Consider the following 13,932-nt stretch of genomic DNA (forward strand, 5'->3'; position numbering starts at 1 on the left):
GAGGGTGCCTTCGGTGGTGACGAACGGTGTGAACAGGGCGTCGAACATGTCCTCGAGATCGGCGTGCGCCGGCGCGGCTGCAGTAGTCATAGCCAAGAACGTGGCGACGCCGACAACTTTGCTGCCCACGACTCTGCTGCGGTGACGAGACATCTCGGCGAACCTTCCCAGGACGCCCCTGTTTCTGAGGCCTGTCTGAGAAGTTAAATGACCTGCTTAACGGCGCGCAAGGGCGCGGCCGAAAACGAATCCGATTTGGCCGCCGGCGGACGCGTCCTCACGACGATTCCGCCGGCGGCACAGCAGGTGCACGCAACGCGACTGGACGAAGGTTGCCTCAGCACCGCGTGGCGGCGCGGATCCACTGACTCCGGGCGTCGCTCTGCCCGCGCTTCGACGCCGCGGCGCGAAGCAGGCGGATAACCCGCTGGTGGTCGCCATGGCCGTCTCGCCAGTCGACCGGTCGATATTCCTGCGTCTTCATGTGTCAATACCCCCTGCAGGTCACGCATTGAGAACTGCAGTACCCGACCGCGGTGGGTTGGGCGGTCAGTGCACATTTGGCTCAACGCCGGCAGTGGGGAATTGTTTCCCGAATCAGCCGGACAAAACCGTGGGGGTGCTTACACGCGGGCACGGAGGTGACGGGCGTCACCCCGCCTTGGCGATCACGTGCTCGGCGAACCGCTCCAGGTTGCGGATCTTGGTGTCCAGCGGCTCGGTGTCGGGCCCCATGATGTAGGGCACCCGGAAGCCGACGATGACGTCGGTGACGCCCTTGTCCTCCAGGCGCTTGATGCCGTCGAGAGTGAATCCGTCGATCGAGATCACGTGGATTTCGAACGGGTCGTCGGCACGGCCCTCTTCCTCGCGGAACTGCTTGAGCCGGGCGATGAGGCCGTCGAGCTCGGCCGGGTCGCCACCGCCGTGCATCCAGCCGTCGTGGCGTGCCGCGCGGCGCAGGGCCGCGTCGGCGTGGCCGCCGATCAGAATCGGGATCGGCTGCGACGGGGCCGGGGTCATTTTGGTTTTGGGGATGTCGTAGAACTCGCCGTGAAACTCGAAGTAGTCGCCCGAGGTGAGCCCCTTGATGATCTCGATGCACTCATCCATCCGCTTGCCGCGCCGAGCGAACGGCACCCCCATCAACTCGTAGTCCTCCGGCCACGGGCTGGTGCCCACGCCCAGCCCCAACCGGTTGCCGATCATCGCGGCCAGCGAACCGGCCTGCTTGGCCACCAAGGCCGGCGGGCGAATCGGCAGCTTGACCACGAACGGGGTGAACCGCAGGGTGCTGGTGACCGCGCCCAGGGCGGCGATCAAGACGAAGGTTTCGATGAAGGCCTTGCCGTCGAGGAATTCCCGGTTTCCGTCGGGCGTGTAGGGGTATTTCGAGTCCGATTCGAACGGGTAGGCGATGCTGTCGGGGATCGACATGCTGTGGTACCCGGCGGCCTCGGCGGCCTTGGCGAGCGGAATGTAATAGCTCGGGTCGGTCATCGCTTCGGCGTAGGTGAACCGCACATCGTCTCCTCGGGGTTGGGTGCTGGCGCTGTTCTCTGCATAGCAGACTTTGCCTGCCGACCCGAGTGGGGAGTGCGATCAGACCCGGGGCCGAACCGCGATCTCGACCTCTTCGGGGTACTCCAGGGGATACGGCGGATAGCCGGCGGCGCCGATCACCGTCAGCGTGCCCCACGGCGTCCGCTCGGCAACGCGTCCCTGCGCGGTGTGCTCGCCGATTCGGATGCTGACCTTCGAGCCGGTGGCACTCGCGCCCGGCAGGTCATTGAAAAACATTCCCTGCCAATGATATTGGCCATCGATCGGATCGAAGTGGCCGATCAGTCGGACTCGCGTCGGGTAATCCTCGCCATTGTGGGTGAGCACCGCCGGGCCGTCGTAGATTTCGGCGTCCACGTCCACGTCCCCGCTGCCGGTGAGGTAGAACCGGGAGATCCCCCGGGTGGGCAACAGTGGGTGCACCCGCAGGCGGGGCGACCGCGACTCGATGCGGCTGGCCCCGCTGCGCCGCAGGGCATCGATGAGCCGGGCCACATAGCGGGCCTGCCGGTGCGCGTGCGGGCCGGGGATCTGGAATCGGTTGGGGATGCCATGCCTGGCGACGGCGTCGTCGCGTGAGGCGGCGGTGCCGATCAGGATGCGGGCGGTCAGCTGTTCGCCGTCGGTGGTGGTCACCGCCCAGGTGTCGGTGCCGCTGTCGAATCGGGTGGTCACGCTCGTCGCATCGACGGCATGAAAACCGTCGATCAACCCGTGCAGGGGCGCCGGGTCGCCCAGCACCACCACGTCGTGGACGGTGCTCACAGGAATCCGGCCCGCCGCCACATCCGACGGGCCAGCCCGCCCATCAGTCCGACCTCGGTGAAGAACGCGGCCAGCGGTGCGAACGACGACCGCGACGCAGCGTGGAAGTGCGGGTTGGCGCGCGCCACCCGGCGAGCTTCGCGACCGTCTAGTCCGACACGGTGGTAGACAGCGGGCAGCGTGAACAGGTGGCGGTAGAACGGTCCGCCGACACCCTGCAGATTGGCCAGCAGTATCCGGCGGTAGCGGGGCATCGCCGGGACGCTGCGCCGCAGACCATCGCGGGCGTACTGGATGTGGCGGGCTTCCTCGGTGACATGGATGCGCATCACCCGGCGCACGATCGGCTGCAGGTCCGGGTCGTCGAGGATCTGGCGCTGCAGCGCGTCGAAGATCTCCTCGCCGACCAGCGCGGCACCCCACAGGATGCTGCCGCGGAACAGGAACGGAAGCGCGTTGATGACGATGCGCTGATGCAGTCGCGGGCGGATCGGCACTCCGCCGATCCGGTCGATGGTCTTGCCGAACATCAGCATGTGGCGGGTCTCGTCGCCCAGTTCGGTCAGCGAGTAGTGGGTGGTGCGTGCGGTGGGATTCTTGTGCATCATGTCGCGCAGCAGCGCCTGGTTGAGGATGTTCTCGAACCAGATGCCGGCCGACAAGACGTTGACCAACTCTTGGCGTGACATCTCGATCTGCTGTTCACGGGTCATGGACTCCCAGAGGCCGGTGCCGTAGAGGGTGCACATCCGTGGCGGCAGGAAGAACTTGTCCTCCTCCAGCGGGGCGTCCCAGTCGATGTCGACGACCGGTTCGTAGGACTTTTTCACCGAGCCCTTCAGCAGGCGCTCGGCAAATTCCTCCCGGGTCGGCTCGCTCGGCCGCACCGCACTGGTCATGACGCAATCCCTTCTCGCTTCGGTTCCCAAAACCTAAGAGCCCACCCCAAAGATGTCAATACCGGCGGTACCGGATACTTGCGGTAACTGGCCGGCACGCAGCCCTGGCGCGGTGTGCTTTCCGGCGGAGTGGGTATATCCGCAACGCGGCGCGTCGGCAGGCGGTAACCGCCTGGTCAAGCGGAATTCACATGCCACAATTGTGGAGGTGCGGGTGGGGTTGGCAGACCGGAAGGCTGAGGGCGCAGCCGTGCACGCCTTTCTGCAGTCCGCCTCGACCCGCCCCGCGACCCTGCTGCTCGAAGGCGAAGCAGGTATCGGAAAGTCCACCCTCTTGTGGGAAGCGGCCGCGGTAGCCGCCGAGCGGGGATGCCAGGTGCTCTCGGCGTCGGGTGCGCCGACCGAGGTGCGCTACGCCTATACCGCAGTGGCCGACCTGCTCGGCGACGTCGACGCCGAGGTGCTCGGGCAGCTGCCCGCAGAACAGCGTGCGGCAGTGGACCGGATCCTGCTGGGTGGCGGTGACGGCCCCGACAGCGACGAGCGGGTGGTGGCCACCGCGTTTCTGGCGGTGATCCGCAAGCTGACTTCGGTGGCCCCGGTGTTGCTGTGTGTCGATGACATCCAATGGCTGGACATGTCCAGCCGCATGGTGATCGGTTTCGCGCAACGGCGGCTCACCGGGCGGGTGGGTCTGCTGTTGACTCTGCGAACCGGTGAGATGGACGCCGCCGACTTGAGTTGGCTGAGTCCCGCTGTCCCCGGGTCGATCGAGCGAGTGCGGATCTCCCCGTTGACGCTGGGCGGGGTGCACGCGCTGATATCGGCACGGTTGGGACGTACCCTGTCGCGACCCACAATCACCCGGATTCACCAAACGTCTGGTGGCAACCCGTTTTTCGCTCTCGAGTTGGCCAGGTTCATCGCCGAAGATCCAGACCGGGCCGCGATCGGCCTGCCCGACAGCCTGGCGGCGCTGGTGCATGACCACATCGGCCAGGTCGATGCGGAAGTCGGCACGGTGTTGCTGGCCGCGGCCTGCGCCGTATCGCCGACCGTGGAGCGAGTGAGTCAGGCCACCGGCATCAGTCCCGAGCGGGTAGTGGAGCTGGCCGAATCAGCACCCGCGAGCGGGGTTGTCGAGGTCATCGGTAGCCGGATCCGGTTCCGCCATCCGCTGTTCGCCAATGGCGTCTACAGCGCCGCGGGCGCGTCGGAGCGGCGGGACATGCACCGCCGGCTCAGCGGCATCGTGACCGAACCCGAGGTCAGGGCCCGCCACCTGGCGCTGGCGGCCACCACCGCCGACCCCGAAGTGCTCCAAGCCCTCGACGGAGCGGCCGCCGCCACCCGGGCTCGAGGCGCCCCCGCGGTGGCAGCGGAGTTGATCGAGCTGGCCATCAAACTGGGCGATGACAATCCGGTTCGCCGAATTCAAGCCGCCGAGCAGCATTTCCGATCCGGTGAGATGATCCGCGCGCGCTTGCATCTGCAGTCCATTCTGGATGATCTGCCGTCCGGGAACCCGTTGCGATGCATGGCGTTGATGCTGCTTGCCGCTGTCACCGGCTATGACGAAAGTCTGGTGACGGCCGCAGAACTGCTCACCGAGGCCGTAGATGACGCCGCCGATCACCCCGGTCTGCAACTGCGGGCAAGGCTGCTGCTCGTGCCGTTGGCGGGCTTGATCGGTGACATGAAGAGGGCGGTCGAGCTGGCGAGCACCGCGGTGGAACAGGCTGAGAAGTTGGATGTCGCGGGGCTTCGCAGTCAAGCTCTGACCATCTCGGCGTACATGCGCCTCCTGTACGGCCTGGGAGTGGATCGCAAGACCTTGGTCTGGGCGGCGGAGAACGAAGACCACAACAGTGGGGCGGCGGCCACGTTCCAAGCCAGCGCAGCCCTGCCCGTCATGGCTGCCGTGGCCGGGGATGTGCAGGCGGGGCGGGACCAGATGCGCGTCATTCACCAGCGCTTCTTGGCCCACGGGACGGAAATCGACACGTTGTGGGCGGCCAACTATGTGGCCATGTTCGATATGTGGCTGGGAAATCTGACAGCGGCGGCGGAACTCGCTGACGACAGTGTCCAGCGCGCTGAACAGATGGGCGGAAAGCACCTGCTCGTCCATGCCTGGTGCACGCAAGCGTCGATCGCGGCATTGCGTGGCGACGAAGGAACGGCACGTCGCGTCGCGGCGGCGGCACGGGAGGCGGCGTCGGAAACCGGGGCCGCGTTTCTGGTGGGATCGGCGGCCACAGCGCTCGGATTTCTGGAGGTGTCGCGGGGCGACTATACGGCCGCCGTCGCGGCACTGGAGCCGTCGTTGGCCGGATTCGATTCCGATCACGACACCGAGATCCTCGTCGGCGCTTACCTTCCCGACGCGGTGGAGGCATTGACGGCGCTGGGCCGCCTCGACGAGGCGAAGCGTTTGATCGACGCTCTGGACAGCAACGGCGCACGGCTGGACCGGCCCTGGATGCTGGGGGTGGGTGCCCGCGGGCGCAGCCACTGGCTGGCCGCGCGGGGTGAGCTCGACACCGCTGAGCGCGCGGCCCTGGAGGCGCTGCTGCACCACGGGCGGCTGCAGATGCCGTTCGAGACGGCGCGCACTCAGTTGTTGCTGGGCCAGGTCCAGCGGCGTCGTCGGCGCAAACAGGATGCTCAGGCGAGCTTGCGCACCGCGTTGGCCACCTTCGAACGGTTGGGGGCTCCGCTGTGGGCGCAGCGGGCCCGGGCCGAGCTGGACCGCATGACAGCGGCGACCTCCGGCGCGGGCCTTACCCGCGCCGAGCGGCGGGTCGCCGAACACGCCGCGGCGGGGCTGTCCAACAAGCAGATCGCCGCGGAGCTGTTCATCGCGGAGAAGACTGTCGAGATGACGCTGAGCTCGGTGTACCGCAAGTTGGGCATCCGGTCCCGCGCCGGGCTCTTCGCCGCCCTCAATTCCGGAGATGTCCAGGGAAAACCCTGATTCGCAACGAGGCGGGGTTGGCTAGCGTCGGGCGCATGGGCGACAGCGCACATCAGTGCTTCTTGGTGGAGTGGTACCAACCGGACCTGGCCGACGCGACCGTAGACACGGTGATGGACCGGCTGGCATCGGCGGTGGCCGAGGTGCACGCGAAGCTGGTGCTCGCCTTGACCTCACCCAGCGACGAAACCCTGTTCGCGGTGGTCTCCGCCGACTCCTCCGAGGCGGTCGTGACGGCCTGCCGCCAAGCGGAATGGCGAGTCGACCGGATCACGGCTGGAGTTCGGGCCCGCATCGGGGCCGATGAGGGCTGGGTGTAGGGGCTGCTGCGCTCCCCGGCGCAATCGGGAAAGTCCGGTTCACGGTGTTTGCCCCGTGGCAAGATCTGCGCATGCGACCATTCCTGCTCCGTGCCGCGCTGACCGGACTCGCCTTGTGGATCGTGACTCAGATCGTTCCGGGGGTCGAGATCGTCGGTGGTGACACCACGCTGCAGCGGGTGGGCATCATCTTCGTCATCGCCGTGATCTTCGGGCTGGTGAACGCCTTCATCAAGCCGGTGGTGCAACTGCTGTCGATACCGCTGTACATCATCACGCTGGGTCTGTTCCACATCGTGGTCAATGCGCTGATGCTCTGGATCACCGCGTGGATCACCGACAAGACCGCCAAGCACTGGGGCCTCTACATCGCCGACTTCTGGTGGGATGCGATCTGGGCGGCGATCGTCTTGTCCTTGGTGGGTTGGGTGTTGTCGCTGGTGGTGCGCGACGCCCGTCGCCTCACCCGGTAGCCGACGCGCCGGCCGAGATCCGACAGCCGGGCACGTCAGCGCGGAAACAGGCAGACTCGGGGGCATGCCGGAGCTGCCCGAAGTCGAAGCACTCGCCGATCATCTGCGTCGCCACGCCGTCGGCTGCACCATCGGCCGCATCGATGTGGCGGCGCTGTCAGTGCTCAAGACATTCGACCCACCACCGACGGCACTGCACGGCCGGCAGGTGAGCGGCGCACACCGATGGGGCAAGTATCTGGGGCTGCAGGCCGGTGAGTTGTTCTTGATCGCCCATCTGTCCAGGGCGGGTTGGCTGCGATGGTCGGATCAGCTGGCGGCTGCGCCGCTGCGACCGGGCAAAGGGCCGATCGCACTGCGGGTGCACCTGGGCACCCCGGGGCAGGCGCCCGGCTTCGATCTGACCGAAGCCGGCACCCAGAAGCGACTGGCGGTCTGGTTGGTCGACGACCCGATGCGGGTGCCGGGCATCGCCACCCTGGGGCCGGACGCGTTGGCGATCGATGTCGACGAGTTGACCGGCCTGCTGGCCGGCAACACCGGCCGCATCAAGACCGTCCTGACCGACCAGAAGGTGATCGCCGGGATCGGCAACGCCTACAGCGACGAGATCCTGCACACCGCTCGGCTTTCTCCGTTCGCCACCGCCGGCAAACTGTCGACGGAGCAGCTGAGCGCACTGCACCAGGCGATGCGTGCCGTGCTGACCGACGCAGTCTCCCGCTCGGTCGGCCAACAGGCCGCCACCTTGAAGGGCGAGAAGCGTTCCGGTCTGCGGGTACACGCCCGAACCGGGCTGCCATGCCCGGTGTGCGCCGACACGGTTCGGGAAATATCTTTTGCCGATAAGTCATTTCAGTACTGCCCAACCTGCCAGACCGGCGGCAAGGTGCTGGCCGACCGACGGATGTCGCGACTGCTCAAGTAATTCATCGACGTGACTTCGGCAGGGCGCGAACGCCGTTAAGCTGCCCTGGTGACCCGTCAGAGAATTCTCATCACTGGTGCCAGTTCAGGACTGGGTGCCGGCATGGCCCGCGCCTTTGCCGCCCAGGGACGTGACCTCGCTCTGTGTGCCCGCCGGACCGACCGGCTTGATGAACTGAAAGCCGAACTGACGGACAAGTTTCCAGGAATCAAGGTTGCGGTCGCTGCGCTCGATGTAAATGACCACGACGAAATACCCAAGGTTTTCAACCACTTCGCCGCCGAGTTGGGCGGAATCGACCGGATCATCGTCAATGCCGGCGTCGGCAAGGGCGCTCCGCTGGGATCCGGCAAGCTGTGGGCCAACAAGGCAACCATTGAGACGAACCTGGTCGCTGCACTGGTGCAGATCGAGACCGCGCTGGAGATATTCAAATCCGCCGGCAGCGGCCACCTGGTGTTGATCTCATCGGTGCTGGGCAACAAGGGCGTCCCAGGCGTCAAGGCCGCCTACGCCGCCAGCAAGGCGGGGGTGTCCTCGCTGGGGGAGTCGCTGCGCGCCGAGTATTCCCGCGGCCCGATCAAGGTGACCGTGCTGGAACCGGGCTACATCGAATCGGAGATGACCGCCAAATCGGCGTCCACCCTGCTGATGGTGGACAACGAATCCGGGGTCAAAGCCATGGTGCGTGCCATCGAACATGAGACCGGCCGGGCGGTGGTCCCGCCCTGGCCGTGGGTCCCGCTGGTCTGGCTGTTGCGGCGGATGCCGCCGCGGTACACGAAGCGCTTCGCCTGATCGCTAGGCCGGCCGGCCCCGCTCGGCACGATAACGACGCACCAGCGCGTCGGTGGAGCTGTCGGACTGAGGCGGTGGGGCGGCGTCGTCGGTGAGCACCGGCAGCAGCGCCTTGGCCTGCGTCTTGCCCAGCTCCACGCCCCACTGGTCGAAGGAGTCGATGCCCCACACCACCCCTTCGGTGAACACCTGATGTTCGTAGAGCGCGACCAGCTGGCCCACGGCGCAGGGCGTCAGCCGGGTGGCCAGAATCGAGGTCGTCGGGCGGTTGCCGGGCATGACCTTGTGCGGCACGACATCTGCGGGTGTGCCTTCGGCGGCGATCTCCTCGGCGCTCTTGCCGAACGCCAGGACCTGGGTCTGGGCGAAGAAGTTGCTCATCAACAGGTCGTGCATGCTGCCGGTGCCGTCCGCGGTGGCCAGGTCGTCCACCGGTTGCGAGAAACCGATGAAGTCGGCCGGTATCAGCCGGGTGCCCTGGTGCAGCAATTGGTAGAACGCGTGCTGGCCGTTGGTTCCTGGCTCGCCCCAATAGATTTCACCGGTATCGGTGCTGACCGGAGTGCCGTCGGCGCGGGTCGACTTGCCGTTGGATTCCATGGTCAGCTGTTGCAGGTACGCGGCGAAGCGGTCCAGATCATTGGAGTAGGGAAGTACTGCGCGGGACTCGGCGCCGAAGAAGTTGGAATACCACAGACCGATCAGGCCCAGCAGTGCCGGTGCATTGGATTCCAAAGGCGCGGTACGGAAGTGCTCGTCGACGATATGGAAACCGGACAAGAATTCCGCGAAGCGGTCCCGGCCGATGACGGCCATCACCGACAGGCCGATCGCCGAGTCCACCGAGTAGCGTCCGCCGACCCAGTCCCAGAATCCGAACATGTTCGCGGTGTCGATGCCGAACTCCTCCACCAGGGCAGCGTTGGTGGAGACCGCCACGAAATGTTTGGACACAGCCGCGTCACCGAGCGCGTCGGTGAGCCAGCGGCGGGCCGCGGTGGCGTTGGTCAGCGTCTCCAGCGTGGAGAACGTCTTGGAGGCGACGACGAAAAGCGTGGTGGCCGGGTCCAGGCCGGCCAGTTTCGCGGTCAGGTCGGCCGGGTCGACGTTGGAGACGAAGCGTGCCGAGATGCCGGCGTCGGCGTAGTGGCGCAACGCCCGGTCCACCATCACCGGGCCCAGGTCCGAGCCGCCGATACCGATATTGACCACGGTCTCGATGCGTTTCCCGGTGGCACCGGTCCATGCGCCGCTGCGCAACCGGTCGGTGAACTCGCCCATCGCGTCGAGCACGGCGTGGACGTCGGCGACGACATCCTGGCCGTCGACGTGCAGATCGGCGTTGCGCGGCAGCCGCAGCGCCGTGTGCAGCACCGCCCGATCCTCGGAGGTGTTGATGTGCGCCCCGGCGAACATCGCGTCGCGCCGGTCCTCCAGCCCGGCGGCGCGGGCCAGGTCGATCAGCAGGCGCACGGTCTCGTCGGTGATGCGGTGCTTGCTGTAGTCGATGTAGAGATCACCGACAGTGGCGGTGAACCGGCTGCCGCGCTCGGGATCGTCGGCGAAGAACTCACGCAGGTGCTTCTCGCCGATCTGCTGGTGATGCTTGCGCAACGCGTTCCAGGCCGGCGTGGTGGTGATGTCCGGGATCGGGGGAACGGGGCTCATACCCCGACATTAGCGGCGGGTCGCCGTCGACGGTGCGGCACCGGATGGCCCGTGTCGGCCGCAGGCGCGGAGGAACCGCCGCAGCTGCCTAGTGGCCGAGTCGGCCGCGGCCGAGCCGCAGCAGCAACATGGCCAGATCCTTGCCGTCCTGGCCGAGCTCGCTGTAACGCTCGATGACCTTCATCTCGCGGCTGTGCACCAGACGGGTGCCGCCGGATGCCATCCGGGCCTTGCCGATCTCCTGCGAGATTTCGGTGCGGCGCTTCACCGCGGCCAGGATCTCGGCGTCGAGCCGGTCGATCTCCTGGCGCAGCTCGTCAATGTCGGGCAGCTGTTGGGGTTGGGCAGACATGATCAAAACTCCAGGTTCTCGCTGTTGGTGGTTTCTGGTCCCATCGGCGATCCGGCCTCACACAACAGACGAGCCCCGGGCCGACGAAGCGGACCGCGGGGCTTGGCGTTGCAGCTAACCCACGGGCACCGCTTGGGAGTGCCCATAAAATGTGGGGGAGCAAAATCGACGCTGCATGTCGAGCACGCACCGAGTCTGCCACTAAGGGCAGTGCCAGCGCAAAGACTGTCGCCGGGCGGCGGTACGTTGGGGACGCTATGAGCTTGCACGCCAGTCCGCAGACCGATCACCTCCTCGATGGCCTCAACCCGCAGCAGCGCCGAGCCGTGCTGCACGAGGGCTCCCCGCTCCTGATCGTGGCCGGGGCCGGCTCGGGCAAGACCGCGGTACTCACCCGGCGCATCGCCTATCTGCTGGCGGCCCGCGACGTCGGGGTGGGCCAGATCCTGGCCATCACCTTCACCAACAAGGCCGCCGCCGAGATGCGTGAGCGGGTGTCGAGCCTCGTCGGCCCCCGCGCCCGGGTGATGTGGGTGTCGACGTTTCACTCCACCTGCGTGCGGATCCTGCGAAACCAGGCCTCGGTGGTCCCGGGCCTGAACTCGAATTTCTCGATCTACGACGCCGACGATTCGCGGCGGCTGCTGCTGATGATCGGCCGGGACATGGGGCTGGACGTCAAGCGGCACTCGCCGCGGCTGCTGGCCAATGCGATCTCCAACCTCAAGAACGAACTGATCGACCCGGACCGGGCGCTGGCCGATCTCACCGAGAGCTCCGATGATCTGAGCCGGGTGGTGGCCGCGGTCTACGCCGAGTATCAGCGCCGGCTGCGCTCGGCCAACGCGCTGGACTTCGACGACCTGATCGGCGAGACGGTCGCGATACTGCAGGCGTTTCCGGAGATCGCCCAGCACTACCGGCGCCGCTTCCGCCACATCCTGGTCGACGAGTATCAGGACACCAACCATGCCCAGTACATGCTGGTGCGCGAGCTCGCGGGGCACGGCGGTTCAGCGCGGGAACCCGGCCGCAACGGCGACTCGGACATCCCCCCGGCGGAGCTGTGTGTGGTCGGTGACGCGGATCAGTCGATCTACGCCTTCCGCGGCGCCACCATCCGCAACATCGAGGATTTCGAGCGCGACTATCCCGACGCGACCACCATCCTGTTGGAACAGAACTACCGCTCGACGCAGAACATTCTCTCGGCGGCCAACGCGGTGATCGCCTACAACTCCGGGCGTCGGGAGAAGCGATTGTGGACCGACGCCGGTGACGGCGAGCTGATCGTCGGTTACGTCGCCGACAACGAACACGACGAGGCGCGGTTCGTCGCCCAGGAGATCGACGAGCTGACCGATGGCGGCACGGTCAACTACAGCGACATCGCGGTGTTCTACCGCACCAATAACGCGTCGCGGTCGCTGGAAGAGGTGTTCATCCGCAGCGGCATCCCGTACAAAGTCGTTGGCGGCGTGCGCTTCTACGAACGCAAAGAGATCCGCGACATCATCGCCTACCTGCGAGTGCTCGACAATCCGGGTGATGCGGTGAGCCTGCGGCGCATCCTCAACACCCCACGCCGCGGCATCGGTGACCGTGCGGAGGCGTGTGTCGCGGTGCACGCGGAGAACACCGGCACCGGATTCGCCGCCGCGCTGGCCGCCGCCGCCGAGGGCGGCGTACCGATGCTCAACAGCCGCTCGCAGAACGCGATCGCGGCGTTCGTGGCGATGCTCGACGAGCTACGGGCGCACCTGAACACCTGCGACGACGACCTCGGCGGTCTGGTGGAGATGGTGCTGGACCGCACCGGTTACCGTGCCGAGCTGGAGGCCTCGACCGATCCGCAGGATCTGGCCCGTCTGGACAACATCAACGAACTCGTCAGCGTCGCACACGAATTCAGCATTGACCGGGCCAATGCGCTCGCCGATCAGGGCGGCGGCCTCGAGGAGGAGGACGTGCCTGACGTCGGGGTGTTGGCGGCGTTTCTGGAGCGGGTCTCGCTGATCGCCGACACCGACGAGATCCCCGAGCACGGGGCAGGCATGGTCACGCTGATGACATTGCACACCGCCAAGGGACTGGAGTTCCCGGTGGTGTTCGTCGTCGGCTGGGAGGACGGCATGTTCCCGCACATGCGCTCGCTGGGCGATGCCCGCGAGCTGTCCGAGGAACGCCGGCTGGCCTACGTCGGCCTGACCCGGGCGCGGCAACGGCTGTACCTGAGCCGGGCCAAGGTGCGCTCGTCGTGGGGTCAGCCCATGCTGAACCCGGAGTCGCGATTCCTGCGGGAGATCCCGCAGCACCTCATCGACTGGCGACGGACCGATGTCACCGCCGCGCCGAGTGCTCCGGTCAGCGGCGCCGGCCGGTTCGGAACCCCGCGACCGGCACCGAGCCGATCAGGCAACCGGCCGTTGCTGGTGCTGGCGCCGGGGGATCGCGTGACGCACGACAAGTACGGCCTGGGCCGGGTGGAGGAAGTCTCGGGGGTGGGGGAGTCGGCTATGTCGCTGATCGACTTCGGCAGTTCCGGGCGGGTCAAGCTGATGCACAACCATGCGCCGGTGACCAAGCTCTAGGGAAGCCTTTAAGGGCCGAACAGCCAGCGTCTGGTCTGCGGGTGCAGTGCCGTCGCGACGGTGGCGATCTGAATGACCGGGATGACGTGCACGATCCCCGGCACCCGGGCGCCTGCCAGGAACAGACTGCCGTACGTCAGCAGCGCGACCACCGCCCCGACCGCGATCAGATAGCGGCCGAGCCCACGCCGCAGCAGCAGCATGATCACGCCGGACAGCGTCGTCCCGGCGAACACCAGGCTCAAGAAGCCCACCGCGACGCAGAACAGTCGGTCGGTCTGCCACCAGCTGGCGATCAGATCGGTGGACACCACTGAGGTGGCCCAACAGCCGACCAGGGCGAGCACACAGGCGCTGATCGCGACGCCGGCTGACGGGTCTGGCGACGGCAATGCCGCCCGGCCGGGCTGGATGGCCGGCGGTATCCGCTCGGAGTTGGTGACGATCGGGATGGCGCCGGTGGGTGCCCGGCGGATGATGCGACTGGGAGGACTCGCCGGAGCGATCCCGGGCGGCCTGGAGGGACTGGCGCCGGTGGGTGGCTGGTGGCGGTCGCTCACCACTTCAGGCTAGCGGCGACTGCAAGCGACCGCGCCAG

The 13,932-nt window shown here is 66.9% G+C and carries 12 protein-coding genes; 6 read left to right on the forward strand and 6 right to left on the reverse strand.

The genetic code is table 11. From position 1 onward, the window contains the following. Positions 1-651 precede the first annotated feature (651 nt). The 3 genes from AWC18_RS01570 to AWC18_RS01580 form a co-directional block, all read right to left on the reverse strand. Positions 652-1,524: a TIGR03619 family F420-dependent LLM class oxidoreductase gene (locus tag AWC18_RS01570; RefSeq protein ID WP_085137244.1), complete on the reverse strand. Its 873-nt coding sequence runs from the start codon at positions 1,522-1,524 to the stop codon at positions 652-654. Positions 1,525-1,602: 78 nt separating this feature from the next. Beyond that, positions 1,603-2,328: a DUF4873 domain-containing protein gene (locus AWC18_RS01575; protein WP_234806400.1), complete on the reverse strand. Its 726-nt coding sequence runs from the start codon at positions 2,326-2,328 to the stop codon at positions 1,603-1,605. After that, positions 2,325-3,227, reverse strand: a complete 903-nt coding sequence (locus AWC18_RS01580; protein ID WP_076049783.1) for an AurF N-oxygenase family protein — start codon at positions 3,225-3,227, stop codon at positions 2,325-2,327. Before AWC18_RS01580 ends, AWC18_RS01575 begins: the two co-directional genes overlap by 4 nt. Positions 3,228-3,441: 214 nt before the next feature. Between AWC18_RS01580 and AWC18_RS01585 the strand changes: the two genes are divergently transcribed. The 5 genes from AWC18_RS01585 (at position 3,442) to AWC18_RS01605 (ending at position 8,723) form a co-directional block, all read left to right on the forward strand. Next, complete coding sequence (locus AWC18_RS01585) at positions 3,442-6,204, forward strand: ATP-binding protein (RefSeq protein ID WP_165757965.1); 2,763 nt, start codon at positions 3,442-3,444, stop codon at positions 6,202-6,204. A 35-nt stretch (positions 6,205-6,239) separates the two neighbouring features. Continuing rightward, on the forward strand, positions 6,240-6,524 hold the full coding sequence (locus tag AWC18_RS01590; protein ID WP_085137248.1) for a hypothetical protein: 285 nt from the start codon (positions 6,240-6,242) through the stop codon (positions 6,522-6,524). Positions 6,525-6,595: 71 nt separating this feature from the next. Next, a complete protein-coding gene (locus AWC18_RS01595) occupies positions 6,596-6,997 on the forward strand; it encodes a phage holin family protein (protein ID WP_076049786.1) in 402 nt (133 codons plus the stop codon). 64 nt (positions 6,998-7,061) lie between these two features. After that, positions 7,062-7,925, forward strand: a complete 864-nt coding sequence (locus AWC18_RS01600) for an Fpg/Nei family DNA glycosylase (RefSeq protein ID WP_085137250.1) — start codon at positions 7,062-7,064, stop codon at positions 7,923-7,925. 48 nt (positions 7,926-7,973) lie between these two features. Then, positions 7,974-8,723 carry an SDR family oxidoreductase gene (locus AWC18_RS01605; protein WP_085137252.1) on the forward strand — a complete coding sequence of 250 codons (750 nt, stop codon included), beginning with the start codon at positions 7,974-7,976 and terminating at the stop codon, positions 8,721-8,723. A 3-nt stretch (positions 8,724-8,726) separates the two neighbouring features. On the opposite strand, the gene pgi is transcribed toward AWC18_RS01605, so the two are convergent. Then, positions 8,727-10,391, reverse strand: a complete 1,665-nt coding sequence (gene pgi / locus AWC18_RS01610) for a glucose-6-phosphate isomerase (protein WP_085137254.1) — start codon at positions 10,389-10,391, stop codon at positions 8,727-8,729. An 88-nt stretch (positions 10,392-10,479) separates the two neighbouring features. After that, positions 10,480-10,743 carry a chorismate mutase gene (locus AWC18_RS01615; RefSeq protein ID WP_064998435.1) on the reverse strand — a complete coding sequence of 88 codons (264 nt, stop codon included), beginning with the start codon at positions 10,741-10,743 and terminating at the stop codon, positions 10,480-10,482. A 257-nt stretch (positions 10,744-11,000) separates the two neighbouring features. Between AWC18_RS01615 and pcrA the strand changes: the two genes are divergently transcribed. Further along, positions 11,001-13,334, forward strand: a complete 2,334-nt coding sequence (pcrA, locus tag AWC18_RS01620) for a DNA helicase PcrA (RefSeq protein WP_085137256.1) — start codon at positions 11,001-11,003, stop codon at positions 13,332-13,334. 8 nt (positions 13,335-13,342) lie between these two features. Here the strand turns inward: pcrA and AWC18_RS01625 are convergent, their stop codons facing one another. Continuing rightward, positions 13,343-13,894, reverse strand: coding sequence for a hypothetical protein (locus tag AWC18_RS01625; protein ID WP_085137303.1), 552 nt, complete (start codon positions 13,892-13,894; stop codon positions 13,343-13,345). Positions 13,895-13,932 lie beyond the last annotated feature (38 nt).

This window comes from Mycolicibacter nonchromogenicus (genome assembly GCF_002101775.1).
In the GTDB taxonomy this organism is placed as follows: Bacteria; Actinomycetota; Actinomycetes; order Mycobacteriales; family Mycobacteriaceae; genus Mycobacterium; species Mycobacterium nonchromogenicum.

What these genes read in the sequence shown, in the direction of transcription:
- AWC18_RS01580 (WP_076049783.1), bottom strand. Translation starts at nt 3,227, where the DNA reads ATGACCAGTGCGGTGCGGCCGAGCGAGCCGACCCGGGAGGAATTTGCC.
- AWC18_RS01590 (WP_085137248.1), top strand. Translation starts at nt 6,240, where the DNA reads ATGGGCGACAGCGCACATCAGTGCTTCTTGGTGGAGTGGTACCAACCG.
- AWC18_RS01595 (WP_076049786.1), top strand. Translation starts at nt 6,596, where the DNA reads ATGCGACCATTCCTGCTCCGTGCCGCGCTGACCGGACTCGCCTTGTGG.
- AWC18_RS01600 (WP_085137250.1), top strand. Translation starts at nt 7,062, where the DNA reads ATGCCGGAGCTGCCCGAAGTCGAAGCACTCGCCGATCATCTGCGTCGC.
- pgi (WP_085137254.1), bottom strand. Translation starts at nt 10,391, where the DNA reads ATGAGCCCCGTTCCCCCGATCCCGGACATCACCACCACGCCGGCCTGG.
- AWC18_RS01615 (WP_064998435.1), bottom strand. Translation starts at nt 10,743, where the DNA reads ATGTCTGCCCAACCCCAACAGCTGCCCGACATTGACGAGCTGCGCCAG.
- pcrA (WP_085137256.1), top strand. Translation starts at nt 11,001, where the DNA reads ATGAGCTTGCACGCCAGTCCGCAGACCGATCACCTCCTCGATGGCCTC.